The sequence below is a fragment of the Diaphorobacter sp. LI3 genome (genome assembly GCF_022807955.1).
Taxonomy (GTDB): Bacteria; Pseudomonadota; Gammaproteobacteria; order Burkholderiales; family Burkholderiaceae_C; genus Diaphorobacter; species Diaphorobacter nitroreducens.
Genome location: NZ_CP094346.1, coordinates 2,107,010 through 2,133,171, shown reverse-complemented (window position 1 = coordinate 2,133,171; position 26,162 = coordinate 2,107,010). Strand labels below are relative to the sequence as shown.

20 protein-coding genes and 2 pseudogenes are annotated in these 26,162 nt (G+C 64.2%); 4 read left to right on the top strand and 18 right to left on the bottom strand.

Going from position 1 to position 26,162, the window contains the following annotated elements:
- Nucleotides 1-34 precede the first annotated feature (34 nt).
- Nucleotides 35-3,574 carry a DNA polymerase III subunit alpha gene (gene dnaE, locus MRB47_RS09900; protein ID WP_015913418.1) on the bottom strand — a complete coding sequence of 1,180 codons (3,540 nt, stop codon included), beginning with the start codon at nucleotides 3,572-3,574 and terminating at the stop codon, nucleotides 35-37.
- A 134-nt stretch (nucleotides 3,575-3,708) separates the two neighbouring features.
- On the opposite strand from dnaE, the gene MRB47_RS09895 reads away from it, so the two are divergent.
- On the top strand, nucleotides 3,709-4,506 hold the full coding sequence (locus tag MRB47_RS09895; protein ID WP_252100584.1) for an outer membrane protein assembly factor BamD: 798 nt from the start codon (nucleotides 3,709-3,711) through the stop codon (nucleotides 4,504-4,506).
- On the opposite strand, the gene MRB47_RS09890 is transcribed toward MRB47_RS09895, so the two are convergent.
- On the bottom strand, nucleotides 4,469-6,535 hold the full coding sequence (locus MRB47_RS09890; protein ID WP_252100583.1) for an ATP-dependent DNA helicase: 2,067 nt from the start codon (nucleotides 6,533-6,535) through the stop codon (nucleotides 4,469-4,471). The genes MRB47_RS09895 and MRB47_RS09890 overlap by 38 nt on opposite strands.
- A 170-nt stretch (nucleotides 6,536-6,705) precedes the next feature.
- Here MRB47_RS09890 and MRB47_RS09885 point away from each other — a divergent pair, with 170 nt between their 5' ends.
- Complete coding sequence (locus MRB47_RS09885; RefSeq protein ID WP_011805090.1) at nucleotides 6,706-7,509, top strand: PP2C family protein-serine/threonine phosphatase; 804 nt, start codon at nucleotides 6,706-6,708, stop codon at nucleotides 7,507-7,509.
- A 60-nt stretch (nucleotides 7,510-7,569) separates the two neighbouring features.
- On the opposite strand, the gene MRB47_RS09880 is transcribed toward MRB47_RS09885, so the two are convergent.
- The 5 genes from MRB47_RS09880 to MRB47_RS09860 form a co-directional block, all read right to left on the bottom strand.
- The gene (locus tag MRB47_RS09880) at nucleotides 7,570-8,256 is read right to left on the bottom strand and encodes a hypothetical protein (RefSeq protein ID WP_252100582.1); all 687 of its coding nucleotides are present in this window, start codon (nucleotides 8,254-8,256) and stop codon (nucleotides 7,570-7,572) included.
- Nucleotides 8,256-9,353, bottom strand: coding sequence for a cell division protein ZapE (zapE, locus tag MRB47_RS09875; protein ID WP_252102613.1), 1,098 nt, complete (start codon nucleotides 9,351-9,353; stop codon nucleotides 8,256-8,258). Before zapE ends, MRB47_RS09880 begins: the two co-directional genes overlap by 1 nt.
- Nucleotides 9,354-9,436: 83 nt before the next feature.
- Nucleotides 9,437-10,864 carry a dihydrolipoyl dehydrogenase gene (lpdA, locus tag MRB47_RS09870; RefSeq protein ID WP_252100581.1) on the bottom strand — a complete coding sequence of 476 codons (1,428 nt, stop codon included), beginning with the start codon at nucleotides 10,862-10,864 and terminating at the stop codon, nucleotides 9,437-9,439.
- 89 nt (nucleotides 10,865-10,953) lie between these two features.
- Nucleotides 10,954-12,219, bottom strand: a complete 1,266-nt coding sequence (odhB, locus tag MRB47_RS09865) for a 2-oxoglutarate dehydrogenase complex dihydrolipoyllysine-residue succinyltransferase (RefSeq protein ID WP_015913423.1) — start codon at nucleotides 12,217-12,219, stop codon at nucleotides 10,954-10,956.
- 48 nt (nucleotides 12,220-12,267) lie between these two features.
- The gene (locus MRB47_RS09860; protein ID WP_011805085.1) at nucleotides 12,268-15,144 is read right to left on the bottom strand and encodes a 2-oxoglutarate dehydrogenase E1 component; all 2,877 of its coding nucleotides are present in this window, start codon (nucleotides 15,142-15,144) and stop codon (nucleotides 12,268-12,270) included.
- 216 nt (nucleotides 15,145-15,360) lie between these two features.
- Here MRB47_RS09860 and MRB47_RS09855 point away from each other — a divergent pair, with 216 nt between their 5' ends.
- A complete protein-coding gene (locus MRB47_RS09855) occupies nucleotides 15,361-16,419 on the top strand; it encodes an AI-2E family transporter (RefSeq protein ID WP_015913425.1) in 1,059 nt (352 codons plus the stop codon).
- 68 nt (nucleotides 16,420-16,487) lie between these two features.
- Here the strand turns inward: MRB47_RS09855 and MRB47_RS09850 are convergent.
- The 8 genes and pseudogenes from MRB47_RS09850 to MRB47_RS09815 all read right to left on the bottom strand — a co-directional run.
- Nucleotides 16,488-16,613: pseudogene (locus MRB47_RS09850) on the bottom strand (tripartite tricarboxylate transporter substrate binding protein); the annotation flags it as partial.
- A 20-nt stretch (nucleotides 16,614-16,633) separates the two neighbouring features.
- Entirely contained in the window at nucleotides 16,634-17,596 is a 963-nt protein-coding gene (locus tag MRB47_RS09845) for an IS110 family transposase (RefSeq protein ID WP_011804582.1), read from the bottom strand.
- 167 nt (nucleotides 17,597-17,763) lie between these two features.
- Entirely contained in the window at nucleotides 17,764-18,657 is an 894-nt protein-coding gene (locus MRB47_RS09840; RefSeq protein WP_252100580.1) for a Bug family tripartite tricarboxylate transporter substrate binding protein, read from the bottom strand.
- Between the two features lie 309 nt (nucleotides 18,658-18,966).
- Complete coding sequence (locus tag MRB47_RS09835) at nucleotides 18,967-19,200, bottom strand: DUF2274 domain-containing protein (RefSeq protein ID WP_252100579.1); 234 nt, start codon at nucleotides 19,198-19,200, stop codon at nucleotides 18,967-18,969.
- Nucleotides 19,197-20,462 (bottom strand): TrbI/VirB10 family protein, encoded by a 1,266-nt coding sequence (locus MRB47_RS09830; RefSeq protein WP_252100578.1) that lies wholly within the window; start codon nucleotides 20,460-20,462, stop codon nucleotides 19,197-19,199. The genes MRB47_RS09835 and MRB47_RS09830 overlap by 4 nt, the downstream gene beginning before the upstream one ends.
- A gap of 2 nt (nucleotides 20,463-20,464) precedes the next feature.
- The gene (trbG, locus tag MRB47_RS09825) at nucleotides 20,465-21,454 is read right to left on the bottom strand and encodes a P-type conjugative transfer protein TrbG (RefSeq protein WP_252100577.1); all 990 of its coding nucleotides are present in this window, start codon (nucleotides 21,452-21,454) and stop codon (nucleotides 20,465-20,467) included.
- Nucleotides 21,451-22,155 (bottom strand): conjugal transfer protein TrbF, encoded by a 705-nt coding sequence (trbF, locus tag MRB47_RS09820; protein ID WP_049395573.1) that lies wholly within the window; start codon nucleotides 22,153-22,155, stop codon nucleotides 21,451-21,453. Before trbF ends, trbG begins: the two co-directional genes overlap by 4 nt.
- 18 nt (nucleotides 22,156-22,173) lie before the next feature.
- Nucleotides 22,174-22,380, bottom strand: a pseudogene (locus tag MRB47_RS09815) (P-type conjugative transfer protein TrbL); the annotation flags it as partial.
- A gap of 79 nt (nucleotides 22,381-22,459) precedes the next feature.
- On the opposite strand from MRB47_RS09815, the gene MRB47_RS09810 reads away from it, so the two are divergent.
- Nucleotides 22,460-23,998, top strand: coding sequence for an IS3 family transposase (locus MRB47_RS09810; protein ID WP_252100576.1), 1,539 nt, complete (start codon nucleotides 22,460-22,462; stop codon nucleotides 23,996-23,998).
- Nucleotides 23,999-24,012: 14 nt separating this feature from the next.
- Here the strand turns inward: MRB47_RS09810 and MRB47_RS09805 are convergent, their stop codons facing one another.
- The 3 genes from MRB47_RS09805 to MRB47_RS09795 all read right to left on the bottom strand — a co-directional run bounded on the left by MRB47_RS09805 (nucleotide 24,013) and on the right by MRB47_RS09795 (nucleotide 26,157).
- Nucleotides 24,013-24,207, bottom strand: coding sequence for a LysR family transcriptional regulator (locus MRB47_RS09805; protein WP_411275683.1), 195 nt, complete (start codon nucleotides 24,205-24,207; stop codon nucleotides 24,013-24,015).
- 241 nt (nucleotides 24,208-24,448) lie between these two features.
- Nucleotides 24,449-25,054 carry a response regulator transcription factor gene (locus MRB47_RS09800; RefSeq protein WP_252102612.1) on the bottom strand — a complete coding sequence of 202 codons (606 nt, stop codon included), beginning with the start codon at nucleotides 25,052-25,054 and terminating at the stop codon, nucleotides 24,449-24,451.
- Nucleotides 25,055-25,083: 29 nt separating this feature from the next.
- Nucleotides 25,084-26,157: a sensor histidine kinase gene (locus MRB47_RS09795; protein ID WP_252100575.1), complete on the bottom strand. Its 1,074-nt coding sequence runs from the start codon at nucleotides 26,155-26,157 to the stop codon at nucleotides 25,084-25,086.
- Between the last annotated feature and the right edge of the window lie 5 nt (nucleotides 26,158-26,162).

The window sequence follows — 26,162 nt, the reverse complement described above, 5'->3', positions numbered from 1 at the left end:
CCGCGCAGGCTTTTTTCAAGCGCTGATCACAGTCCTACTCATAGACCACATTCACAGCACCGCTGCCCGCCTGAGCGCTCCACGCGGCCAGCGCAGCATCGCTGGGAAAGAACCGGCTGGCTTCTCCCAACTGCACCTCGGCCGTGGCCGCGCCAGCCGCCGCTGTGCAGCGCAACTGCATGCGCACGCGCAGGCCATGGGTAAGCACCTCGCCGTGCTCGGTTTCCTCCCGTTGCGGAGGATAGTCACGCACCAGCGCCCCGATGTCTGGCAACTGCTGCCCCAGGCACACCTGCAGATAGCGCCCATAGCGTGCCCGCGCACCCGCCAAATCCCAGACCTGCTGCACCTTCATGCGCAGGCCTCCGCTGAAGTGGTCCAACTGCAGCCGACCACTCACCACTACGAATTCATCGTCCTTGAGCAGGCCGGCGTTCGCATTGATCAGCCCTTCGTCGGCGGAAGCCTCGATGACGCCCGACTTGTCGTCCAGCTTGAACAACGCCAGCCTGCCGCGCTGCCCGTTGATGACGCGGTAGTCACTCACGATGCCGGCGACCACCTGCGTCTCGCGGCTGTCCACCAATTCGTCGATAGCAGTGCGCACGAAGCGGCGCACTTCCTGGTGCACTTCATCGAACAGGTGGCCCGAGAGGTAGAAGCCCACCGCGGTCTTCTCCTGCATCAGCCGTTCCTTGATGCCCCAGGGCATCACATCCACCAGATCAGGCTCCTGCGTGCTGGAGCCGATGGCGTCATCGCCCATCATGTCGAACAGCCCGCCTTGGTTGGCGTTGGCGATCTGCGCATTGGCAAACTCGAACGCCCGATCGAGGGATGCCACGAGCGCGGCACGGTTGAGCTGCAGGGCATCGAAGGCGCCCGCCTTGATGAGCGCCTCCACCGTGCGCTTGTTGACGCGCGTGCGGTCCACGCGTACGCAAAAGTCAAACAAGCTCTTGAAAGGCCCCCGGGTTGCGCCCTGTGGGCCCACGCCCTGCCCTTCGCGTGCAGCGATGATGGCCTCGATCGCCTGCTGTCCCGTGCCCTTGACTGCGCCCAGGCCATAGCGGATGACCTTGTCCGTCACCGGCTCGAAGCGGTAATTGCCGCGGTTGATGTCCGGCGGCTCGAAGGTCATGCCGAAATGTTTGACCGCATCTTCATAGAGCACCTTGAGCTTGTCGGTGTCGTCCATTTCCACGGTCATATTGGCGCAGTAAAACTCCGCCGTGTAGTGCACCTTGAGCCACCCGGTGTGGTAGGCCAGCAGCGAATAGGCGGCGGCGTGCGACTTGTTGAAGCCGTAACCCGCAAACTTTTCCATCAGGTCGAAGACCTCGTCGGCCTTGTCCTGACTGATACCCTTTTCGGCTGCACCCTTGCGGAAGATGGCACGGTGCTCGGCCATTTCCTCGGCCTTTTTCTTGCCCATGGCGCGGCGCAGCATGTCGGCGCCGCCGAGCGAGTAACCACCCAGCACCTGCGCCGTCTGCATCACCTGCTCCTGGTAGACCATGATGCCGTAGGTCTCGGCCAGCACGGGCTCCACCAGCGGATGCGGGTACTCCACCACCTCCTTGCCGTGCTTGCGGTTCACGAAGCTGGGAATCAGGTCCATGGGGCCGGGCCGGTACAGGGCATTCAAGGCGATCAGGTCTTCCAGCCTGCTTGGGCGCGCTTCCTTGAGCATGCCTTGCATGCCCCGGCTTTCAAACTGGAACACGGCTTCTGTCTTGCCGTCCGAGAACAGTTTGTAGGTCGCAGCATCGTCCAGGGGAATGTTCTCGAACGCGAAGTTTTCCTGCCCTTTGTGACGCTGCATGATGAACTCACGCGCGATTTCCAGGATGGTCAGCGTCGCCAAGCCCAGGAAGTCGAATTTCACCAGGCCGATGGCCTCCACGTCGTCCTTGTCGTACTGGCTCACCGCCGATTCGCTGCCTGGCTGCTGGTACAGCGGGCAGAAATCGGTCAGTTTGCCCGGCGCGATCAGCACGCCGCCGGCGTGCATGCCAATATTGCGCGTCATCCCTTCGAGCTTTTGCGCCATCTCGATGATGGTGCGCACGTCCTCCTCCTTGCGCACGCGCTCGTACAGGATGGGTTCCAACTCCAGGGCGTAGTTGTTCTTGTCCCCTTCCTTCTTGGGCTCTGGCGGGTAGGCCAGCGTATAGGTCTGGCCGGGTTTGCCGGGCACCAGCTTCGAGATACCGTCACAGAACGTGTAGCTCATATCCATCACCCGCCCCACGTCGCGGATGGCAGCCTTGGCCGCCATCGTGCCGAACGTGGCGATCTGGCTCACGGCCTCCTTGCCGTACTTGTCCTTCACATAGTCGATCACGCGGTCGCGGTTGGCCTGGCAAAAATCGATGTCGAAGTCGGGCATGGACACCCGCTCGGGGTTCAGGAAGCGCTCGAACAGCAGGTTGTATTGCAGCGGATCCAGATCCGTGATCTTGAGCGCATAGGCCACGAGCGAGCCCGCACCCGAGCCGCGCCCGGGGCCCACCGGGCAGCCGTTCTTCTTGGCCCACTGGATGAAGTCACCCACGATGAGGAAGTAGCCGGGAAAGCCCATCTTCAGGATCGTGCCCAGTTCAAACTCCAGCCGCTCCTGGTAGCGGGGGCGCTGGCGGTCGCGCTCGGCGGTGTCCGGGTACAGGTGCAGCAGCCGCTCCTCCAGGCCCTCGTGGGACGCGTGGCGGAAGTACTGCTCCATCGTCATCCCACCCGGAATGGGGAAGTTCGGCAGTTGCGGCTTGCCCAGCACCAGCGACACATTGCAGCGCTTGGCCACCTCCACGGTGTTGGCGAGGGCGCTGGGTACGTCGGCGAACAGCGCTTCCATCTCGGCACTGCTCTTGAAATACTGCTCGCGCGTGAAACGGCGCACGCGCCGCGGATTCGCCAAGATCTCGCCCTCGGCAATGCACACGCGCGCCTCGTGCGCCTCGTAATCGTCCGGCGTTGCGAACTGCACCGGGTGGGTGGCTACCACCGGCAGGGCCAGGCGCGCGGCAAGCTGTACCGCCGCGGTGACATGGGCTTCGTCGTCAGGGCGTCCGGCGCGCTGGACCTCCAGGTAGAAGCGGTGCGGGAAGATGCCCGCCAGACGCAGCGCCAGCTGCGCAGCTCCGGCGTCATCGCCCTTCATGAGCGCCTGCCCCACGGGACCGGCCTGCGCTCCAGCGAGGGCAATCAGGCCGTCGCCCAATTCCTGCAGCCACTCCCAGGTGCACAGCGCCTGGTTCCTGACGATGTTGCGCGTCCACGCGCGGGCCAGCAGTTCGGAGAGGTTCAGATACCCGGTGCGGTTCTGCACCAGCAGCACCATGCGCGAGGGTGCGCCTGCCGCTTCGCCCTCCAGGTAGATTTCGGCGCCCAGGATGGGCTTGACGCCCTTGCCCCGGCCTTCCTTGTAGAACTTGATCGCGCCGAACAGGTTGTTCAGATCCGTGATCGCCAGGGCGGGCTGGCCGTCTTTCGCCGCCGCCTTGACGACCTCGTCGATACGGGTGGTTCCGTCCACGACGGAAAATTCAGTGTGCAAGCGCAAGTGGACAAACATGCGGCATTGTAGGAACGCGGGCATGTCCCATGCTTGCTCAGGGCCCCGCGCGCAGCATCCTTACAATGGCGCCATGCGGCCGCTCCATGGAGGTGCCGCCGCCGTCGCATACCCTTAATCCAAGAGCTGCCGCCATGCCGCGTTTTCCCCTGCCTTTGATTTCTGCCCTGCTCGCCGCCGGCCTGCTGGTTGCCTGCTCCAGCACGCCTGAAGACAAGACCGCTGGCTGGAGCACCGACAAGATTTATTCGGAAGCACGCGACGAGCTCAATGGCGGCTCTTACGACAAAGCCGTGCCGCTGCTGGAAAAGCTGGAAGGACGCGCCGCCGGCACGCCGTTGGCACAACAGGCCCAGTTGGAAAAGGCCTACGCGCAATACAAGGGCGGCGAGAAGGCGCAGGCTATTGCCACGCTGGACCGCTTCATGAAACTGCACCCCGCCAGTCCCGCGTACGACTATGCGCTATACCTCAAAGGCTTGGTGAATTTCAACGACAACCTGGGCCTGTTCTCGTGGCTCTCGCGCCAGGATCTGTCGGAGCGTGACCAGAAGGCCGCCAAGGACTCGTTCGAGTCCTTCCGCGAACTGGTGACCCGCTTCCCCGAGTCGCGCTACACGCCCGACGCGCGCCAGCGCATGACCTACATCGTCAACTCGCTGGCGCAGTACGAAGTACACGTGGCGCGCTACTACTATGAGCGCGGCGCGTATGTGGCCGCCGTGAGCCGCGCGCAGAGTGCGGTTGCCGACTACAAGGACGTTCCGGCGACGGAAGAGGCTCTGTACATCCTCGTTCGGTCGTACGACGCACTGGGGCTCACGCAACTGCGTGACGACACGCGCCGCGTGATGGATGCTTCCTATCCCCAGAGCAGCCTGCCGCAGACGGGATTCAAGGCGAAGGCGAACCCCTGGTGGAAGTTCTGGTAAGGGCATCCAGCGCCGCGCCGAACTCTTCCTGCGTATGCAGCCTCCGCATGGGGGGCAATGCCCGCAGCAGAGGCTTGCCATAGCCCTTGTGCAACAGGCGTGTGTCGGCGATGACCAGTATGCCGTGGTCGCTCTCGTTGCGGATCAGCCGGCCGGCCCCCTGCTTGAGCGCCACTGCCGCCGATGGCAGGGCGTGTCTGCGGAACACGTTGCCACCCTGGTCCGCCAGCCGCCGTGCCTGCGCCTGCTCCCACGGGTCACCCGGAGCGGGGAATGGCAGCTTGTCGATCACCACCATCTGCAGGGCCTCGCCTGGCACGTCGATCCCCTCCCAGAACGACGCCGCCCCCACGAGCACATGGCCCGCCGGCCGGCCGCTCGCGTCAAGCTGGGCACGAAAGCGCTCCACCATGCGCGACCGTGAGGCATGTCCCTGCACCAGCACCTCGATGCCGCCGCCGGGCGCGAACCGGCGGCATAGCTCATCCGCGATCACCGCAAGCGCCCGCAGACTGGTGGTCAACACCAGCGTATGCCCGCCAAGCCGTGCTACGGCATCACCCACCCAGCGCGCAAGCTGAACGCTGTGCCCCGCGTCGGAAGGCAGCGGGAGTGCGGGTGGCACATACAGCGCCGCCTGCCGCGCGTAGTCGAAGGGGCTAGGCACCTGCAGGGTACGAGCGCCCTCCAATCCACAGGCATCGGTGAACCAGCGCAGGTCCTTGCCATCGCCCAGCGTGGCGGAGGTATAGATCCACGAACGCGGTGCGGACGCGGCAGGCGGTTCGTCGCTCTCGTCCCAGGCACCCTCCGTGGGGGGCTTTCCCTTCCACAGCGTGCGCAGGGCGCCGGCCACATCCAGGGGCGTTTCCACCATGCGCAACGCACCTGCAGATTCAACCCAGCGCACCGTGCCAGCTTCCGCAGATGAACAGAAATGCAGTACACGCTCCAGCAACGCGACCGTCCGGCTGTGCAGGTGGGCCAGATCGGGAGCGTGCTGCGCCACGCCGTCCAGTGCGGCCAGCACCGCGCGGAGTGCCGCCACTACTCCCTCCAGCGCACCGTCCCAGGCTGACGGATCCAAGGCCTCGGGTGTGACGCCCGTCCAGGCGATGCGGGAGCCGGCTGCATCGGCATCTTCGCCCGGAGCGACCGCCAGGCGCAGCGCGTGCGCGCACTGGCGCAGGTGCTGGAGCAACCCCTGCCAATCCGCAGCGCCGCGCGCATGCCGCGCCCCAGCCGCCACCACATCCTGCCCAAGTTGCAGCAGCTGGCTGGTGCTGACATGCGTGCCCAGGAACTGGGCCGCGGTCTCGGCCAACCGATGGGCTTCATCGAACACCACGACCCCGGTGTCCGGTAGCAGTTGCGCGGCCCCCGCCCCCTGCGCACCGAGGTCCGCAAAGAAAAGGTGGTGGTTGATGATGAGCACATCCGCCGCCTGCGCGTCGTGCCGTGCCCGGTAGACATGGCATTGGCGCAACCGCGGGCACATGGAACCCAGGCAGTTGTCCACCGTCGAAGTGACCTGCCTCCAGGCGGCTGAGTATTCATCCAGACCGGGGACCTCCTCCAGGTCTCCGCTGCGCGTGGACTGGGCCCATCGCTCAACACACGCCAGATCGTGGGCGACTGCTTCGTCATGCCCCTCCCCGTCGCGACGCGCCTGCTCCAGTCGGTAAAGGCAAAGGTAATTGGCCCGGCCTTTGAGGGCCGCTACGCGTAGCGGGAGCGCCAGCGCCTGCTGCAGCAGCGGCAGGTCGCGCGTCAACAGTTGGTCCTGCAGTGTCTTGGTGGCCGTGGAAATGAGCACACGCTCGCCGCTCAGCAGTGCGGGAACCAAATAGGCAAAGGTCTTTCCAATCCCCGTTCCCGCTTCCACCACCAGTGACTCCCGGGCGTTGATGGCCTGCGCCACTGCGAGGGCCATGGCCGCCTGCCCCGGGCGGGAACGCAGATCAGGCCGCACACGCGCCAGGGGTCCGTCGGGCGCAAACACCGGGAGGACGAGATCGCTCAAGGACATGCGCCGTGGGCCAAAAGAAGTGTCAGAAAGGAATGGCCCTGCACCGGCCGTGATGCTCTAAAAACACAAGCAGACGCACCAGCGATGACAAGGCCCGGGAGTTGATCATAATAGGCGGCTCCCCCGCTTTCGCGACTGCGAGGCGGCCTTTCGTCCTCCGCTCCAATCCCATGACCAAAGCGTTCCGCCTCATTGCGTCGACCGGCATCCACAAGGGTGACCGCGAGTACCAGCAAGACCAGGTCGCCCTGCTGTCGCACCCGCGTTTCAATGGATGCGTACTGGGCGTGGTGGCCGATGGCATGGGTGGCCGCAGCGGAGGGCGCAAGGCGTCCGACCAGGTGATGCTCACCGCGCGCCAGTTGTTTGAACGCTATTCGCCAGAAACGGACGACGCCGCCGCCCTGCTCAAGCACATCGTAGAGGAGGCGCACATCGTGATCCGCCTCACCGCGATTTCCGCGGAACAGGAGCCACACAGCACCATCGCGGCATTCGTGATCAACCCACGCGGCGATTGCCACTGGGCCCACGCAGGGGACTCGCGCATCTACCACTTCCAGGGGGGGCGGCTGGTGTTCCGCACCAGCGACCACTCCTATGTGCAGGCGCTCGTGGACCGTGGCGAGATCACGGAAGCCGAGGCCAACACCCATCCCCACTCCAACATCCTCGTCGGCTGCCTGGGCACCGAGAGCGACCCTCCCATTACCACCCACCTGATTCCGCAGATGCAGCCGGGCGACGTGCTGTTGGCTTGCAGCGACGGCGTGTGGCACTACTTCTCACCTGCGGAACTGGCATCGGTCCTGGATTCGCTGACGCCGCGCGAGGCCACCGAGTTCCTCATCGACAAGGCGCGCTCGCGCGCACGCGGGGGCGGCGACAACCTGTCGCTCGCCATCGTGAAGATCGAAACGCTGGTAGAGGAAAAGAAGCCTCCACGCTTGGCGCAACTCACACCCGCCACCTAAAACGCGCGTGGAAGACGGCCCCGCATGGGCCGTGGCGTCCACCGGGCCCTAAAGAGGCCCTCAACGGTCGCTGCTCGCGGCCGGGGCCGGCGGCGGCAATGCCGGCGACGGCTTGCGGCCGGCCGCCTCGGCTTGCTGGCGCTCAAGGCGTTCGCGGCGCTCACGCGCTTTCTGCTGCTTGGCCTCGTAGCGGGCGCGGGAATCCTGGATGCGCTGGGGCTGTGTTTGCTCACGGCGTTGCACATCGGCCGCATGCTCGGCTGCGCGGCGGCTCTGCTGCTGCGCACGGTCGCGCGCCTCCTGCTCGCGGGGCTTCTGCGGCGCGTTGCGGGGCGCCACCCGCATCGGGGCGGGACGCTCCCCTGCTTCCAGTTTCTGGCGTTGCTCCTGCTTGCGCTCCTCGATTGCTTGCAGGCGTTGCCCCGCCTTCTCCCGGCGCTCCGCATCGTTGATCTGCACTTCCTGGCGGTGCAGCACGTTGTCGGCCTCACGTGCCTGTACACGCACCCTGCGCAGGCAATCCTCCACGGCAAATTGCTGGTAGCAAGCCGCCTCGCCACGCTCACGCTGCGCCTCGATCTCCCGGCGCTGCGCCTGGATGTGCTCACGCTGGGTCTGGCGCTGCCGCTGCGCCTGCGCTGCATCGGTCGCTGGAGCGTCGGCAGCCCACGCCGCCAGGGGAGGCAGCGCTGCACCACCCACGCACAGGAGGGCTGCGGCAAGAAAGCGGGAAGGCAGTGCAGGCATCAGGTCAGTCCGGTATCGACGACGCGCCGCTCAAGCGCCAGGAATTCCTTGGATTGCATCTCGTTGAGGCGCGAAATGGTGCGTGGAAATTCATGCGCCAGGGGGCCTTCCGTATAGAGCTGCTCGGGCGGCACGGCGGCGGAGACGACGAGTTTCACCCGCCTATCGTAGAGCACGTCCACCAGCCAGGTAAACCGGCGCGCGGGCGACGCCATGCTGACAGGCATGTAGGGCACGTTGGACAGCAGCACCGTGTGGAACTGCGAGGCGATTTCCAGATAGTCGTTCTGCGACCGCGGGCCCATGCACAGCTCGCGGAAGTCGAACCACACCACGCCGCCCGCACGGCGGATGGCCTTGATCTCGCGCGCCTCGATGTGCAGCACCGGGTCTTCGTCACGCACTTCGGCCAGCTGCTCGAAGGCGTGCTGCATGGCCGCGTCAGCCGCGGGGCCCAGGGGCGTGTGGTAGAGCTCGACCAGCTCCAGCGCACGGCGCCGATAGTCCGTGCCGTTGTCCACGTTCACCACCTCCATGCGCTCGTTGAGCAGGTCGATGGCGGGCAGGATGCGGTCGCGGTGCAGGCCGCCCGGGTACAGTTCGTCGGGCTTGAAGTTGGAAGTGGTGACAAAGCCCACGTCGTTGTCGAACAGCGCCGCCAGCAGGCGGTGCAGGATCATCGCGTCGGTGATGTCCGCGACGTGAAACTCGTCAAAACAAATCAGCTTATAGCGCTTGGCGATGCGCGCACCCAGCACATCCAGGGGGTTCTGCGTCCCCTGCAGGCCAGCCAGCTCACGGTGCACTTCGCGCATGAATTCGTGAAAGTGCAGACGCACCTTGCGTTTGATGGGTACGGCGTTGAAGAAGCAGTCCATGAGGAAGCTCTTACCCCGCCCCACACCGCCGTACATGTACACGCCCCGCGGCACCTGGGGCCGGTTGATGAGCTTCTTCAGCGTGTTGGAGCGGCGTTGCTTGTACGCTCCCCATTCCTGGGCACAACGCTCCAGTGCATCCACGGCCCGCAACTGGGCCGGATCGCTCTTGAAGCCCTTGGCGACCAGCTCGGCCTCGTACGCCTGCCTGACGTTCACCCGCATGTTATCCCTATGCTTCAAAAACAATAGCTGCCAGCGCTTGCCACACAAGCGCTGGCAGCCATTTTTGCCTCAAATTATCAGAAGTTGAGGGTGCGCTTGTCCACGGCCAGCGCCGCTTCCTTGGTGGCTTCGGACAGCGAGGGGTGGGCATGGCAGATGCGCGCAATGTCTTCGCTCGATGCCTTGAACTCCATGGCGACCACCGCCTCGGAAATCAATTCGCTGACCAGCGGACCCACCATGTGCACGCCGAGGATCTCGTCCGTGGCGGCATCGGCCAGGAACTTGACCATGCCGGTGGTGTCGCCCAGGGCGCGCGCGCGGCCGTTGGCCATGAACGGGAAGGTGCCCGCCTTGTACTTCACGCCGTCGGCCTTGAGCTGCTGCTCGGTGCGTCCGACCCAGGCGATCTCGGGGCTGGTGTAGATGACCCAGGGGATGGTGTTGAAGTTGACATGGCCGTGCTGGCCAGCCATGCGCTCGGCCACGGCCACGCCCTCTTCCTCGGCCTTGTGCGCCAGCATGGGGCCGCGCACCACGTCGCCCACCGCCCACACGCCGGGCAGGTTGGTCTTGCAGTCGCCATCAACCACCACGGCGCCGCGCTCATCCAGCTTCAGGCCCACCCCTTCGGCGTTCAGGCCGGTGGTGTTGGGCACGCGGCCGATGGAGACGATCAGCTTGTCCACTTCCAACGCCTGGGCCTCGCCCTTGGCGTTGGTGTAGGCGATACTCACGCCCTTCTTGCCAGTCTTGACTTCGCCAATCTTCACGCCCAGCTCGATCTTCAGGCCTTGCTTGTCGAAGGCCTTCTTGGCCTCCTTGGCGATCTGCTCGTCCACCGCGCCCAGGAACGTGGGCAAGCCTTCCAGAATGGTCACGTCGGCACCCAGGCGGCGCCACACGCTGCCCATTTCCAGGCCGATCACGCCGGAGCCGATCACGCCCAGCTTCTTCGGCACGCTGCCGATGGCGAGCGCGCCGTCGTTGGACAGGATCTGCTCTTCGTCGAAGGCCGCACCGGGCAGCGCACGTGCGTTGGATCCGGTGGCCACGATGACCTGCTTGGCGGTCAGCGTTTCTTCGGCCTTGCCGGTGACCTTGATTTCATAGCCCCCGTCCACCGCCTTCACGAAGGAGCCGCGGCCGTGGAAGAAGGTCACCTTGTTCTTCTTGAACAGGTACAGGATGCCGTCGTTGTTCTGCTTCACGACGTTGTCCTTGCGGGCAATCATCTTGGCCACGTCCATCTTCACGCCCGTGGCGGTGATGCCGTGGTCGGCAAAGTGCAGGTTGGCATGTTCGAAATGCTCGGACGACTGCAGCAGCGCCTTGGAGGGAATGCAGCCCACGTTGGTGCAGGTACCGCCGGGTGCGGCGCCGCCAGCGGCGTTCTTCCACTCGTCGATACAGGCCACATTCATGCCCAACTGGGCGGCGCGGATGGCGGCGATGTAGCCGCCAGGGCCTGCGCCGATCACGATGACGTCAAATTGCTTGCTCATGGTTCAAAAACAGTATCTGGTGATGAGAAAAAACCCACCGCTGGACCGGGCCGGGGGTGGGTTTTCGTATGCGTCGAACCCTGTGGGAATTACAGGTCGAACAACAGGCGCGACGGGTCTTCCAGCGCGTCCTTCATGGCCACGAGGCCCAGCACGGCTTCGCGGCCGTCGATGATGCGGTGGTCATAAGACATGGCCAGGTAGTTCATCGGGCGCACCACGACCTGGCCGTTTTCGACCACGGCGCGGTCCTTGGTGGCGTGCACGCCCAGAATGGCCGACTGCGGCGGGTTGATGATGGGGGTGGACATCATCGAGCCGAAGGTGCCGCCGTTGGAGATGGAGAACGTGCCACCGGTCATCTCTTCGATGCCCAGCTTGCCGTCGGCCGCCTTCTTGCCGAATTCGGCGATCTTCTTTTCGATGTCGGCAAAGCTCATCTGGTCTGCGTTGCGCAGGATGGGCACCACCAGGCCGCGCGGCGAGCCCACGGCGATACCGATGTCGAAGTAGCCGTGGTAGACGATGTCGTTGCCGTCCACCGAGGCGTTGAGCACCGGGTACTTCTTGAGCGCGTGCACCGCGGCCTTCACGAAGAAAGACATGAAGCCCAGCTTCACACCGTGCTCCTTGGTGAATGCGTCCTGGAACTTCTTGCGCAGGTCCATCACCGGCGCCATGTTCACTTCGTTGAACGTGGTGAGGATGGCGTTGGTGGACTGCGATTGCAGCAGACGCTCGGCCACGCGGGCACGCAAGCGGCTCATGGGCACGCGCTGCTCGGGGCGCTCGCCCAGATCAGCAGCGGACGACGGGGCCGCCACCTGGGGCAGCGCCTTGGTGGGCACGCCGGTGGGGATCACGGCGGCCGTCGACTTCACGCCGCCTGCCACTGCGGCCAGCACATCGCCCTTGGTCACGCGTCCGTCCTTGCCGGAGCCCGTCACATCGCCGACCGACAGGTTGTTGTCGGCCAGCAGCTTGGCGGCGGCCGGCATGGCCACGTCGCCCTTGCTGCCGCCAGCAGCGGCAGGCGCAGCGGCCGCCGGGGCAGATGCCGCTGCGGGCGCCGGTGCAGCGGCAGCAGCTGCCGGCGCGGCCGCGCCGGCCTTGCCCTCGGTGTCGATCTTGGCGATGACCTGGTCCGAGGCCACGGTGCCGCCGTCGGCGACCACGATCTCGGCCATCACGCCGGCGGCCGGTGCGGGCACTTCCAGCACCACCTTGTCGGTCTCGATCTCGATCAGGATTTCATCGATTGCCACGGCCTCGCCGGGCTTCTTCTTCCACTGCAGCAGGGTGGCCTCGGCCACGGACTCGGACAGCTGGGGGACTTTGACTTCTACGATAGCCATTTGATTCTTTCCAAAGAGGGTTCTGTACTGAAGGTGTGGGTTGCGGCCTTACTTGGTCAGGACAAAACCCTTGAGCTTGGCGAAAGCGGCTTCCACCAGGGCCTTTTGCTGCTCCTGGTGCAGATGGGCGTAACCCACTGCGGGGGAGGCAGATGCGGCGCGGCCGGCATAGCCCAGCTTCTGGCCATCGAGCATGTTCTCGTGGATGTTGTGCTGGATGAAGAACCAGGCGCCCTGGTTCTGCGGTTCGTCCTGGCACCACACGATGTCGGTGGCATTCGGGTACTTCTTGAGCTCGGCGGCAAAGGCCTTGTGCGGGAACGGGTAGAGCTGCTCGACGCGGATGATGGCCACGTCGGTAGCTTCCTTCTCCACGCGCTTCTTCACGAGGTCGTAGTAGACCTTGCCCGAGCACGCGATCACGCGCTTGACCTTGTCGGCCTTCTTGGCGATCGCTTCGTCCTGCTCCGAGATGACGGTCTGGAAACCGCCCTTGGTGAACTCGGACAGCGGCGACGTGGCGTCCTTGTTACGCAGCAGCGACTTCGGCGTCATGATGACCAGGGGCTTGCGCAGGTTGCGCACCATCTGGCGACGCAGCACATGGAAGATCTGGCTGGCCGTGGTGGGCTGCACGATCTGCATGTTGGTGTCAGCGGCCAGCTGCATGAAGCGCTCCAGGCGGGCCGAGCTGTGCTCGGGGCCCTGGCCTTCGTAGCCGTGCGGCAGCATCAGCGTGATGCCGTTCACGCGGCCCCACTTCACTTCGCCCGAGGCGATGAACTGGTCGATCACCACCTGTGCGCCGTTGGCGAAGTCGCCGAACTGCGCTTCCCAGACCACCAGCGTGTTGGGGTCGTTGGAGGCGTAGCCGTATTCGAAGGCCAGAACGGCCTCCTCGGACAGGATGGAGTCGATCACCGTGAACGGCGCCTGGTTCTCGGCCACGTTCTGCAGCGGGATGTAGGTGCCTTCGTCCCACTTCTCACGCTTCTGGTCATGAATCACGGCGTGGCGGTGCGTGAACGTACCGCGGCCGCAATCCTCGCCAGACAGGCGCACCGGATAGCCCGAGGCCACCAGCGATGCGAAGGCCATGTGCTCGCCCATGCCCCAATCCACGTTGACCTCGCCACGGCCCATGGCGGCGCGGTCGTCGTAGACCTTCTTCACCAGTTGGTGCGGTGCGACGGTCTCCGGAATGGTCGTGATCTTCTCGGCGATGCGCTTCCACTCGGCCAGCGGGATGGCGGTGTCGCCGGCATCGGTCCACTTCTGGTCCAGGAAGGGGCTCCAGTCCACGGCGTACTTGCTCTTGAAGTTGGTCAGCACCGGATCGACCGTGTGCTTGCCCTCGTCCATGGCGGCGCGATAGGCCTTGGCCATGTCGTCGCCCAGCGTCTCGCCCAGACCCTGGGCTGCCAGCTTGTCGGCGTAGAGCTTGCGCGTGCCGGGGTGTTGACCGATCTTCTTGTACATCAGCGGCTGGGTCAGCGCCGGCGTGTCCTGCTCGTTGTGGCCCAGCTTGCGGTAGCAGATGATGTCCACCACCACGTCCTTGGCGAATTCCATGCGGAAATCCAGCGCCAGCTGCATGGCCAGGCACACGGCCTCGGGATCGTCACCGTTCACGTGCAGCACGGGCGACTCGATCATCTTCACGATGTCGGTGCAGTACAGCGTGGAGCGCAGGTCGCGCGGATCGGACGTGGTGAAGCCGATCTGGTTGTTGATGATCAGGTGCACCGTACCGCCCGTGGTGTAGCCGCGGGTTTCCGACAGCGCCAGGGTTTCCTGGTTCACGCCCTGGCCGGCAAAGGCCGCGTCACCGTGCACCAGCACGGGCAGCACCTGTTTACCCTTGGGGTCGCCGCGGCGGTCCATGCGCGAGCGCACGGAGCCCTCGACCACCGGGTTGACGATTTCCAGGTGCGAGGGGTTGAACGCGAGCGACAAGTGCACCGGGCCGCCAGCCGTGGAGACGTCGGAGCTGAAGCCCTGGTGGTATTTCACGTCACCGGCGGGCAGGTCCTCAGGGGCGGTGTGGTCGAACTCGGCGAACAGGTCCTTGGGCATCTTGCCCAGGGTGTTGACCAGCACGTTCAGGCGGCCGCGGTGGGCCATGCCGATCACCACTTCCTGCACGCCCTTCGCGCCTGCGGAGTTGATCAACTCGTCCATGGCGGCAATGAAGGACTCGCCCCCCTCGAGCGAGAAGCGCTTCTGGCCCACGTACTTGGTGTGCAGGTAGCGTTCCAGGCCTTCGGCGGCCGTCAGGCGCTCCAGGATGCGCTTTTTCTTGTCGGCAGAGAAGTTGGGCTTGCTGCGGATGCTTTCCAGCTTTTGCTGCCACCAGCGCTTTTGCACCTGGTCGGTGGCGTACATGTACTCCACGCCGATGGTGCCGCAGTAGGTCTCGCGCAGCGCGTTCAGCAGCTCGCGCAGAGGCATCTTGTCCTTGCCGAAGAAGGTGTTGCTCGCGTCGAACACCGTTTCCTGGTCGGCATCGCTGAAGCCATAGAACGACGGCTCCAGTTCGGGAATCTGGGGGCGCTCGGTGCGCTTGAGGGGGTCCAGGTCGGCCCAGCGCTGGCCCACGTTGCGGTACGCGGCGATCAGTTGCTGGACGGCGGTGCGCTTGCGGCCCATCTCGGCGTCGGCGCTGGCCACCACGACCTTGGTGCCGCCGGCCTTGGCGCGCTCGGCGAAGGCGTTGATGACGGGCAGGTGGGGAACGTCCTTGGCATTGCTGCCGTCTACCGCGGGCACATGTTGCAGTGCGTCAAAGTATTCGCGCCAGGAGTCTGGCACGCTGCCAGGGTTGGCAAGGTAGTTCTCATACATCTCTTCGACGTAGGGCGCGTTGCCGCCGAAAAGATAGGTGTTGCCTTGGTAGGCTTGGTAGACGGATGTCGGATCGCTCATATTCCGCTGACCTCCACTTCCCTGAAGGAAGCGTTAGCTGGTTAACAAACCTTCCGCGTCACGGCTGAACCGGTTGGCGGATGCGACTGTGGCAGGGGAAGGGCCTCGTTTGCGGCCGCTATTGTGCCATTGAACGCCTGCGCGCGCGGCGAGCGGTGTATCAAGACAGGCGTGTGTGTGGCTTACATTTTGGGCTTCGCTCCTTCCACCGCCCCCATGAACCCGCCCACGCTCCAGTCCCGCACCCTGCTGCTTCTGCTCACCGTCGTGACGCTGGCCTTTGGCGCCATCCTCTGGCCGCTCAACGGCGCCATCTTCTGGGGTGTGGTGCTCGCCATCCTGTTCACGCCGCTGCACCGGCGGCTGCAGCGGCGCATGCCGCGCAGGCGCAACCTGGCCGCGCTTGCCACCCTGGGCGTGTGCCTGGTGATCGTGATCTTGCCGGTCACGCTGATTGGCGCTTCGCTGGTGCAGGAGGCCAGCGTGGCCTACGAGCGCGCCCGCTCGGGGCAGCTGAACTTCGGCGCCTACCTGCAGCAGGTGCTGGCCGCACTGCCCCCTTGGATGCTGGAACTGCTGGACCGCTTTCACCTCACCACCCGCGCGGAGCTGCAAGCCCGACTGACCACGATCGGCGCCCAGGCCAGCCAGTTCCTGGCCACCAAGGCGCTGGACGTGGGCCAGAACACGCTGCAGTTCGTGGTGAGCTTCGGCGTCATGCTCTACCTGTTGTTCTTCCTGCTGCGCGACGGCGCGCGGCTGGCGGCGCGCATCCGCGAGGCCATCCCCCTGGATGCGCGGCACAAGGAGCAGTTGGCCATCAAGTTCACCACCGTGATCCGCGCCACCGTGAAGGGCAACATCGTGGTGGCCGCCGCCCAGGGCGCCCTGGGCGGCCTGATCTTCTGGCTGTTGAACATCCAGGGGCCGGTGATGTGGGGCGTGCTGATGGCGTTCCTGTCGCTGCTGCCCGCCGTGGGCGCCAGCCTGATCTGGGGGCCCGTGGCCATCTACTTCCTGGCGACCGGCGCGCCGGGGCAGGCCGTGATCCTCACCGCCTATGGCGTATTCGTCATCGGGCTGGTGGACAACGTACTGCGTCCCGTGCTGGTCGGCAAGGACACCAAGCTGCCCGACTACGTGGTGCTGATCTCCACCTTGGGCGGCATGGCGTTGTTCGGGCTCACGGGCTTTGTGATCGGCCCGATGATCGCCGCACTGTTCATCGCCACCTGGGACCTGTTCGCGCCGCACGACGGCTCAGAACGCTCCTGAAATAGGAGCTACTAGCGCTTGATGGGCGGGCGCTGAAGGCCAAAACGCCTTCAACCCCGCCGACGCACTCATTCCGCCTCAATACCGGCGGCCTTGATCACCCTGCCCCACTTCTGGGTCTCGGCGGCCTGAAAGCGCGCCAGCTCTTCGGGCGTGGTGGTCCAGGCCTCGGAGCCTGCGGTCTCGAAGAACGACTGAGTAACCGTCTTCGAAGTCAAGCGCAATGAAGCGACTTGTCCCAAGGTTTTCCAGTGCGCACCATGGCGTTGAGCGTGGTGAGCAACTTGCGCATGCAAGCGACCAGGGCGACCTTGGGCAACTTGCCAGCGGCCTTCAGACGCTCGTAGAAGGCCTTGATGGCCGGGTTGTAGCGGGTGGCCGTGAGCGTTGCCATGTACAGCACGCGGCGGATCTCGAAGCGCCCGCCTTGTACGCGCCGCCTGCCCTTGCTGCCGCCGGAGTCATTGGCCATGGGCGCCACGCCCACCAATGCAGCGATCTCGCGCCGGTTCAGCCGGCCCAGCTCTGGCAGCTCGGCAATCATCGTGGCACTGGCCACCGGGCCGACTCCCGCAGCCGACTGCAGCAGCGTGTCGAGCTCCCCAAAGTGCTCGCGCACATGCGTGACCATCTGCTCTTCGATCTCATCGAGCTGCGCCTTGATCGCCGCCTCGATGGCCTCGATGCTGGCGTGCAGCTTCTTGGGCGTGATCTGCAGCCGTTGGCGCTCCGAATGGAGCATGGTCAGCAACTGGCGCCTGCGCGTGACCAGGGCCGCGAGCCACTGCTGGCGCTCATCGGCCAGGGGGCGCAAGAAGCGCTGCAGATCGTCGCGGCGCAGCAGCACCGCTGCCAGCTCGGCCAGCGTGCGCGCATCCACCGCGTCGGTCTTGGCCAGGCGTCCCATGGATTTGGCGAAGTCGCGCGCCTGGCGCGGGTTGATGACCGCCACGGGCAGGCCTGTGGCCTGCAGGGCACACGCTAACGCGGCCTCGTAGCCGCCGGTGGCCTCCATCACCACCAGACCCACGTCCAGGGGCTGCAGGGCAGCCGCCAGCGCCGAGTGGCCTTCGGCATCGTTGTCAAACCGCTGGGCGCTGCTCTTGGCACCCAGCACACAGACATCCACGTGCGCCTTGGCCACGTCGATGCCCACCGTCACTGAGGTAACAGACATGATCTTCAGATCCCTTGCTTGTGCATGCGCGCTCAATCAAGGCGCGCGTAACCGTTCGGGCTTCACGAAGACCAGCGCGGCGGCCATGCGTTCTGTACTCAGTCACGGGCTCTATCACCCCAGCGCCTACCAAACTGCACGGGCCGGTCTGGCCGCCTCAACGGCGTTCAGACTCTACCGCGCTGGTCTGGTTTAAAGATACAAGCGGCCTGGCTCCTCGTCGCCTGCGCCAGCAGCGCGTTCAGCCGCGCCACCACGGGCGCGGGCGTGCCGGCGGGCACGTAGGCTGCAAACCAGTAGCCCATGTCATAGCCCTTCACACCGGCCTCATCCAGCGTGGGCACCTCGGGCAGCTGCGTGCTGCGCTTTTGCGTGGAGTACCCCAGCGCGCGCAGCTTGCCCGCCTTGACCTGCGGGACGCCGGTGGACGTGTCGGTGATCATCAGGTCGATCTGCCCGCCGAGCAGATCGGTGATGGCCAACGGGTTGCTCTTGTACGGCACATGCAGGATGTCCACCCCCGCCAGTTGCTTGAGCATCTCGCCGGCCATGCGGCTGGAAGAACTGCCGCTGCCAAAGCTCAGCTTGCCGGGGTTCTTGCGGGCGGCGGCCAGCAGGTCGCCCACGTTCTTGTAGGGAGCGCCCGCGTTCACCACCAGCACCTGGCCGCCCTTGCCCAGGCCGGTGACGGGAGCGAAATCCTTCACTGGGTCGTAGGGCAGTTTCTTGTACAGGTGTTCGTTTGCGGCATGCGTGGTGTTGGTGGTGATGAGCACCGTGTACCCATCCGCCGGTGCCTTGGCGACGGACTGCGCGGCGATCATGCCGCTGGCGCCGGCCTTGTTCTCCACGACCACGGGTTGCCGCGCATCGGTGCTCACGGCCTGGCCCAGTGCCCGCGCCAGTTGGTCGGTGGCACTGCCGGCCGCAAACGGCACGACGAAAGTGACGGGCTTGGCAGGATAGGCGGGGGCCTGTGCGTTGGCGGCGCCGGCCGCGGCACACAGGACGGCCGCAGCGGTGGCAGCCAGTACACGGCGGCGATGCGGGAACGGGTTCATGGTGTCTCCTTGGTTGTGGTGATGAAAAATGTCCACTGTCAAGTCCTTCATTCAGACATGCAGTGGGGAAAAAGCTCTTACAGGGCAATAGGTTAGGCTAGATTTCAGCCGCTGAGTGCTCTTGCTGCCTTTCGAGCTAGGTGCTGCATAGGCGCTTCGCGGTGGTAAGCGTGGGGGCGCCGCGGCGGGCAAGATCGCACCATCATAGTCTCGCCCTGCCGCAAGCCCCGTCAAAAGCGAAAGCGCAGTCAGTGGACTGCGCTTTCATCGTGAAGGGGTAGTGGATGCGACCACATCGTCAACCCTACTTCAGGGTATGGCCTTGCTCCCGCCACCCTTCCTGAATCCCCGGTCGCCGGCCATGAATGCCTCCAGCATGTGGGGAATCAACGTCGCGGCATCGACCGCCTCGCCATACGCCTGCGCGTGCAGCGCGGCGTAGCGGTCGAGGTCGGCTTTCAGGCTGGATGGGCAAGCGAAGGTCAGCTTCACGTTCTCGGTCTTGGGCAGCGGCCCGAGCCGCAGCTTCTTGGTCGCGCTCATCGCATTGCTCCCCGATTGAAGAACAGTGGCTGGTACGGCCGCAACACCAGATCGCGGTTGACGATGATCCGCACAGGTAGGCCCGGCCGCTCGGTCAGCGTCGGCTGGATGTTCATGTTGCGCCGGGTCATCTCCTGTCCCGCCTGGTTCACGCTGTCTTGCAGACTCTGGCGCCCGGCGACGATGACGCGATCACCATTGCGGTTCTCCGGCGCGGCCAGCTCGGCGCCCACGCCCAGCAAGGTCGTCAGCGCCGCACCGGCAAAGACGCGATCCCAATGCCAATCGACGTCATCCTCCAGGCCGGAATATCCCGCCGGGTCAGTGCCCGCGAGGTTGTCGAGCTTCAGCGAAGACGTGTCCGGCAGGATGATGCGATTCCACACCACCTGCACGCGACTTTGCCCGTAGCTCACCTGGCTGTTGTACTTGCCCAGGATGCGCGAGCCCTGCGGGATCAACAGAAACTTACCCGTGGCCGAATCGTAGACCGGCTCCGTCACCGTGGCGATCACGTCGCCCGGCAAATCCGACTTGATGCCCGTCACCAGCGCCCCGGCGATCACCGTTCCCGCCATGACCTGATACGGCGAGGCCGACATTTGCAGATTGCCGGAATTGCGGGTTTCCGTAGAACCGGCTTTCAGGAACGCCTCTTTCTGGTCTTGCCGGTTCTGCACAGCGGTGGGGTCGGCAGGCTGGGCCGCCGTCGAGGCCGGCCCGGCGGCCAGCGGGTCGAAGCCCGCCAAGGCCGACGCCGGGCCAGCCGCAGCGACTTGCGCAGTCGCTGGCGCCGCGGTCTTGCCGGGCGTACCGGAACGGAAGAACACCGAGGAAGCTGCGGCCGCTTCAGCCTCCTTGCGCCGCGCATCCTCCGGGTCGTGGCCCGGTGGCGCATACGTCGGCGTCACCGGCTGCTGCGACTTCACGATGGCCGGGCCAAGATCACCCGGCAGCGGTGGCCCCAGTTCCGGCACCTTGGCCGGCAGCTTGGAATAGTCCGAAGGCAGGCCATCCAGCCCTTCGGACTTCGAGACGCGATCGACGTTGTACAGCTCGGTCTGCTCGCTCGCTCCACGCCGATGCGGCTGCAACGACCAGATCGTGGCCCCGAGCACGGCGACCGACAGGCCGCCGACGAGGATGGCCAGCGTGCGCCGATTCAGGCGCGTGACCGGGCGCGGCTGGGCGCGCAGCGCCACCGCCTCGGGTGCGACCTTGCCCGCCGGCGGCGCAAGGTCGGGGGAATCGTCCTGGCTCATGGTCAGTTCCTCCGCGTGCCGTCCGTGCGCTCGATCCGCACCACGTCGCCCTTGTCATCGCCCAGGCGCAGTTCGGCCGCGCCGAACAGGCGATCCACGATGTAGTACGGCGAGCGAAAACGGTAGTTCACCAACTGCCCATCTCCCTGCGCCCCGATCACGAACAACGGCGGCAGCTCGCCTTGCGCGATGCCGGCGGGGAACTGGATGTAGACCTTCTCGCCGTCATCGAAGGCGCGCAGCGGCTTCCACGGCGGATTGCTGCCGCTGACGGCGTAGCGGAAGCGGATCTTCTCCAGCGACAGGCCCGCATCGACCGGCGCGGCGGCGCTGGCCGCTTGCGCCTGGCGCTGCAAGGCCAGCATCTTGTCCTTCGGATATTCCCAGGACACCGACGCCATCCACGTCTTCTCGGTCGAAGTCAGCTCCAGCAGGTATGTCCTGCGACTGGTGGTGATGACGAGATTGGTCTTCAGGCCCGAGCGGATCGGTTTGACCATCACATTGACGCGCAGCGCGTCAGCGCTGCCGCTCGACGTGTCGCCCACGATCCAGCGCACGGTATCGCCGGCAGCCACCGTCACCAGTTCCTCGCCGGGCTGGAGCGCGATCACGGTCACGCGGCCCACGGCCGCATAGACCTGATACAGCGCGCCATCGGTGAAAGGCCACACCTGAATCGCGTTGACGTATCCCTCGCGCGTCGGTGCAATGCGCGCCTCGGCATTGGCGCGGGATACGCGCAAGGTTTCATCGGCGGGTTCTGCGGTGGGCTTGGCATCCGGCACAGGCTTCATCTGCGCCGGCATCGGCAATACCTGCGGCACCGCCACCACCTCCACGGGCGCGGGCGGCTCCGGCAGCGGCTGGGCCTGCACCGGCTCATCGAGCGAAATGGACGGCGGCGGCTTGCCCTGCGAAGCGCAGCCTGTAAACAGGACGGTGGATGCCAACATGGTCGGCAAGACGGATTTACGGAAAAGATCATTCATGGTTTTGCTCCTTCGTTCGCTTCCAGTTCACGGCTCCACGACAGCCCGTTGACGTAGATGCCCAAGGGGTTCTTGCGCACGCGCTGCTCGGTGCGCGGCGTCTGCTGCACTATGGAAACCACGGCGTTCCAGCGTTCGGTGCGATCCAGCGCGCCATTGACAAAGCGCGTCTCCGTCCAGCGCACGTTGAAAGACGTGTCGCTGGCGCGGGTCACGCTGGTGATCTGCACCGTCACCGACTCCTTGCCGATGCGCGCGAACGGATCGTTCACGCGGGCGTACTCGTTGAGCACCACAGCGCCCTTGTCGGTCGTGTAGTCGTAGGCATCGAGCCAGTTCTGGCGGACGACGATGGGGTCAATGGATAGCGAGCGCACCAGCCCGATAAAACGGCCCAGGTGATAAGCCACCTGCGCATCGCTGGGCCGGTACGGCGTGGCGGCTTCGCCAACGGCGCGCACCTGGCCTGCGTTGTCCACCTCGATCACATAGGGCGTGACGATGGACTGCGCCGAGCGCCAGACGAGGCCGCCGGCCATCAACACCGCCAGCGTCAGGCAGCCAAACGCCATCAGGCGCCAGTTCTTCGCCTGCACGCGGGCCGAGCCGATGCGCTCGTCCCAGACTTGCGCCGCGGATTGGTACGGGGTGGCAGGTTGCGGCGCATCGGCGTAGCGCACCTGCGGTCGTTTGAATCGCATGGAAGTTCTCCTTGAGGATCAGGAATCGGAATCGCGAAGGCTTGGCCCCTGGCTGGAGCTGCCGCCGTCGCCGCCGCGCAGCGTGTGGGCGGCGGTGGTTGCGGCATGGGTGATCTGTTGCCTGCGGTGCAGGCGCTTGGCCCAGGCGGGTTGTGCAGCGGATGGGGTCGGCTCGTTTGCCGCCTGCGCGGCACCGGCTCCCGAAGCCGATCCGGCGTCATCGGTGTTGATTTCCACGCAGAAGTGACCCACTAACCCCCGGGAGGGGGTGCGGACGAAAACTTGGACTACCAAGAGGTAGTTCATGTATTCCTACGAAGACCGAATCCGAGCCGTTGAGCTCTACATCAAGCTGGGTAAGCGCGTCAGACCGACCATCCGTCAGCTGGGTTACCCCACCAAGAATTCCTTGAAGGGCTGGTTCCGTGAATACGAGCAACGTCTTGATTTGCCAGCCGGCTACGCAGGTCGAGAACCCAAGTTCTCACCGGCCCAGAAAGCGGCAGCGATCGAGCACTACCTCACCCATGATCGATGCATCGCGGCCACGATGAGGGCTCTGGGTTACCCCGGTCGTGGAACGCTGACCAAGTGGGTCCGCGAGGCATTCCCTGAGGCCAGGAGGGCCGTCGTCGGCAGTGTGGGCCAACGAAGGTATCCCGAGTCCTTGAAGCAGGCCGGAGTCATGGAGCTTTGCACCCGGCAGGAAAGTGCACAGGCAGTGGCCAACAAGCTCGGCGTGTGCCGACCAACGTTGTACAACTGGAAGAACCAGCTTCTGGGACGTGAGGCACCCGCATCCATGAAACACACCGATCAATCCCCGCAGGCACGAGAGCGCGAAGAGCTCGAGCGCCAGGTTGAGATACTTCGGCGCGAAGTGAGGCAACTGCGCCTTGAGCAAGAGCTCTTGAACAAGGCCAATGAATTGCTAAAAAAAGGCCTGGGCGTCGATCTGCAACTCCTGTCCAACCGGGAGAAGACACTGCTGATTGACGCCCTCAAGGAGCACTATGGCTTGTCAGAGCTCCTTGCACAGTTGGGTCTTGCTCGTAGTTCGTACTTCTACCATCGGGCCCGTGCAGCGGCGGGCGACAAGTACTTCTCTGCGCGTCGTGCGATCACTGAAATCTTCGAGTCGAACCACCGCTGCTACGGCTACCGCAGGTTGCAGGCCTCGCTGACTAGGCAGCAAGGCCCGATCTCCGAAAAGGTGGTACAGCGGCTGATGAAGCAAGAGAGCCTAGTCGTTGCAAAACCCAAGAGGCGACGGTATGCGTCTTACCTGGGCGAGATCAGCCCGGCACCAGAGAACATCATCAACCGTGACTTCCAGGCTGCAGCCCCCAACGAGAAATGGCTCACCGACATCACGGAGTTCCAGATACCGGCGGGTAAGGTCTACCTGTCGCCGATCATCGATTGCTTCGACGGGATGGTGGTGAGCTGGACCATTGGCACGAGCCCAGACGCTGAACTGGTCAACACCATGCTGGATGCCGCCATAGAGACGGTGGCGGAAACAGCCGACCGACCCGTGGTCCATTCCGACCGCGGAGGGCACTACCGTTGGCCTGGTTGGCTATCGAGAATGAGCGAGGCCAACCTCACCCGCTCCATGTCCCGCAAGGCATGCTCGCCTGACAACGCGGCGTGCGAGGGCTTCTTCGGTCGCATCAAGAACGAACTGTTCTATCCTCGCGACTGGAAGAACGTCACCATCGAGCAGTTCATTGAGGTGGTCGACGACTACATCCGCTGGTACAACGAGAAGCGGATCAAGATCTCTCTTGGCTCTCTCAGCCCCATCGAATACCGGGTGAGCCTTGGACTTGCGGCATAAACCAGTCCAAGTTTTTATCCGCACCCCCGGTGGGTCAGGTTTGCATGGAAATCAACAGTGCGGATAAACAGGCGGGCGCCAAGCTCCTCCTCCAACTCCTTGATGGTGCGAGACAGCGGCGACTGGTCGATGTGCAGCCGCTCGGCAGCGCGAGCAAAGTGGAGTTCTTCGGCGACGGCGATGAAGCAGCGAAGATGGCGCAACTCCATAAACAAGTCCCTGTGGCCAGAAAAGCCTCTTGTTCAAGAAACACCTGACAGGGAAGTACCTCCAAGTGCATGGCACAGATAGCCGGGTTGACGTGCAGACTTTGCGATGACAAGAACACTTGGCATCATCTCTGCGCATGACAATCTAAGTCATGTTAAGTGAATCGACCAAGATATCTATGGTCTGCCTTTGGTATACCGCCGTATATTCTTATACGATGATTGGTAATGTGGCTTGGCGCTACAGCCCAAGTTTCTCAGTGATTTTTACAAGCTCTGCCAGCGAGCCTGCTTGCATTTTGCGCATGGCATGCCCTCTGCGAACCTTCACGGTGATCTCACTGATATTCAGTTGGGCGGCGATTTGCTTGTTCAACAGACCTTGCACGACCAGGCGCGTGACGTCCTGTTCGCCCGCTGTCAATGACGCCCATCGGGCTTGGAGCGCGGATGCGATCGCCTGACTTTGACGCCGCTCCCGATCTTTCTCAATTCCTTTGTGGATCGCATCCAGCAAGCTCTGGTCCCTGAACGGCTTCGTCAGAAACTCGATCGCTCCGTTCTTCATCGCTTCGACACTCATGGCAATGTCGCCGTGGCCGGTGATGAACACAACCGGAAGACCGATACCCATCTCGATCATCTGCCGATGAAAGTCCATGCCACTCTGGCCAGGCATGCGGACATCCAGTACAAGGCACCCAGGCGCCTCCTCCAGCGGATATGCCAGGAATTCCTTGGCGGAGCCGAACGTCGAGACCTTCAACCCCACCGAGGTCAACAGGTCTTCAAGGGCCGCGCGCACCGAGCAATCGTCGTCCACGATGTAGACGATGGGATCGCCCATTTTATTGATGGCATTGATGGAATTCGTCGTCACTGGCGTTTCTCCTGTGAGCCGATCGGCACGCTGAACCGAAAAACCGTGCCACCGCGCTCACCTCGTGCTGCCCATATCTGACCGCCGTTGGCTTCGATGATCGCCCGGCTGATACTCAGGCCAACCCCGATACCTTCTTCCTTGGTCGTCCAGAACGCTTCGAACAAGTGCTCGTAGACTTCAGCCGGAATACCGATGCCCGAATCAAAGACGGCGAGCACAATGGCGTTGTCCCTTGCCTCCGATGTGATCCGAATGCTTCGCATGGGTGCAGGAACTGGAACCAACGCGTCGATGGCGTTCAGCACCACATTGCCGACCACCTGTTGTATCTGCACTTGATCCGCCAGAGCTGGCGGCAGATCTGGACTCAACTCCATCACCAGCCGGATTCCGTTCCGCTCAATTTCGGCTTCGGACAGGGCAATGATCTCAAGAATGGCTTTGTTGAAATCGAACCTGCTTTTGTGCGGCGGCTCCCCTCGTGTGAGGCTGCGCACGCGGGCGATGATGCTGCTTGCCCGGCCGGCGTCGCTCAATATCCGGTCAAGCGCCTGGCGCGCTTTTTCGAGATTCGGAGGCTCCTGCGCCAGCCAGCGTTGACAGGCGTTGCCGCTGGTCACGATGGCAGCGAGCGGCTGGTTGACCTCGTGCGCAATCGAAGTGGTCAGCGCCTCCAAGCTTTTTACGCGCGCGATCCGCATCAAGTGAGCTTGTGCGACATGCGCCGCCGCCCGTGCAGCCTCCATCTTGAGCACCAGGTAGGTCGTCATCACGATCGCAACAATGCTGATGCCCATATTGACCAAGCCGGAACGCAAATTCCCCTGCGGTGTAAACGGAAGACTGACCGCGGTCAGGACAATGCAAATAATGGCGAGTGCGATAAGGGCGCGCTGAGACAATATGCGTACCGCCGCCAGAATGACGACCGTATAGAACACCGCCGCCGCAATCTCATAACTCGTCACCGTGTCTGCCACGAATATGACAGCCATCACGACTCCCATGAGCGTCAGCTTCAGGGCGAACTGAATACGAGGTGAGATGTGCATGCAATCTTCCAGCATGGGTT

What these genes read in the sequence shown, in the direction of transcription:
- dnaE (WP_015913418.1), bottom strand. Translation starts at nt 3,574, where the DNA reads ATGTTTGTCCACTTGCGCTTGCACACTGAATTTTCCGTCGTGGACGGA.
- MRB47_RS09895 (WP_252100584.1), top strand. Translation starts at nt 3,709, where the DNA reads ATGCCGCGTTTTCCCCTGCCTTTGATTTCTGCCCTGCTCGCCGCCGGC.
- MRB47_RS09890 (WP_252100583.1), bottom strand. Translation starts at nt 6,535, where the DNA reads ATGTCCTTGAGCGATCTCGTCCTCCCGGTGTTTGCGCCCGACGGACCC.
- MRB47_RS09885 (WP_011805090.1), top strand. Translation starts at nt 6,706, where the DNA reads ATGACCAAAGCGTTCCGCCTCATTGCGTCGACCGGCATCCACAAGGGT.
- MRB47_RS09880 (WP_252100582.1), bottom strand. Translation starts at nt 8,256, where the DNA reads ATGCCTGCACTGCCTTCCCGCTTTCTTGCCGCAGCCCTCCTGTGCGTG.
- lpdA (WP_252100581.1), bottom strand. Translation starts at nt 10,864, where the DNA reads ATGAGCAAGCAATTTGACGTCATCGTGATCGGCGCAGGCCCTGGCGGC.
- odhB (WP_015913423.1), bottom strand. Translation starts at nt 12,219, where the DNA reads ATGGCTATCGTAGAAGTCAAAGTCCCCCAGCTGTCCGAGTCCGTGGCC.
- MRB47_RS09860 (WP_011805085.1), bottom strand. Translation starts at nt 15,144, where the DNA reads ATGAGCGATCCGACATCCGTCTACCAAGCCTACCAAGGCAACACCTAT.
- MRB47_RS09855 (WP_015913425.1), top strand. Translation starts at nt 15,361, where the DNA reads ATGAACCCGCCCACGCTCCAGTCCCGCACCCTGCTGCTTCTGCTCACC.
- MRB47_RS09845 (WP_011804582.1), bottom strand. Translation starts at nt 17,596, where the DNA reads ATGTCTGTTACCTCAGTGACGGTGGGCATCGACGTGGCCAAGGCGCAC.
- MRB47_RS09840 (WP_252100580.1), bottom strand. Translation starts at nt 18,657, where the DNA reads ATGAACCCGTTCCCGCATCGCCGCCGTGTACTGGCTGCCACCGCTGCG.
- MRB47_RS09835 (WP_252100579.1), bottom strand. Translation starts at nt 19,200, where the DNA reads ATGAGCGCGACCAAGAAGCTGCGGCTCGGGCCGCTGCCCAAGACCGAG.
- MRB47_RS09830 (WP_252100578.1), bottom strand. Translation starts at nt 20,462, where the DNA reads ATGAGCCAGGACGATTCCCCCGACCTTGCGCCGCCGGCGGGCAAGGTC.
- trbG (WP_252100577.1), bottom strand. Translation starts at nt 21,454, where the DNA reads ATGAATGATCTTTTCCGTAAATCCGTCTTGCCGACCATGTTGGCATCC.
- trbF (WP_049395573.1), bottom strand. Translation starts at nt 22,155, where the DNA reads ATGCGATTCAAACGACCGCAGGTGCGCTACGCCGATGCGCCGCAACCT.
- MRB47_RS09810 (WP_252100576.1), top strand. Translation starts at nt 22,460, where the DNA reads ATGTATTCCTACGAAGACCGAATCCGAGCCGTTGAGCTCTACATCAAG.
- MRB47_RS09805 (WP_411275683.1), bottom strand. Translation starts at nt 24,207, where the DNA reads ATGGAGTTGCGCCATCTTCGCTGCTTCATCGCCGTCGCCGAAGAACTC.
- MRB47_RS09800 (WP_252102612.1), bottom strand. Translation starts at nt 25,054, where the DNA reads ATGGGCGATCCCATCGTCTACATCGTGGACGACGATTGCTCGGTGCGC.
- MRB47_RS09795 (WP_252100575.1), bottom strand. Translation starts at nt 26,157, where the DNA reads ATGCTGGAAGATTGCATGCACATCTCACCTCGTATTCAGTTCGCCCTG.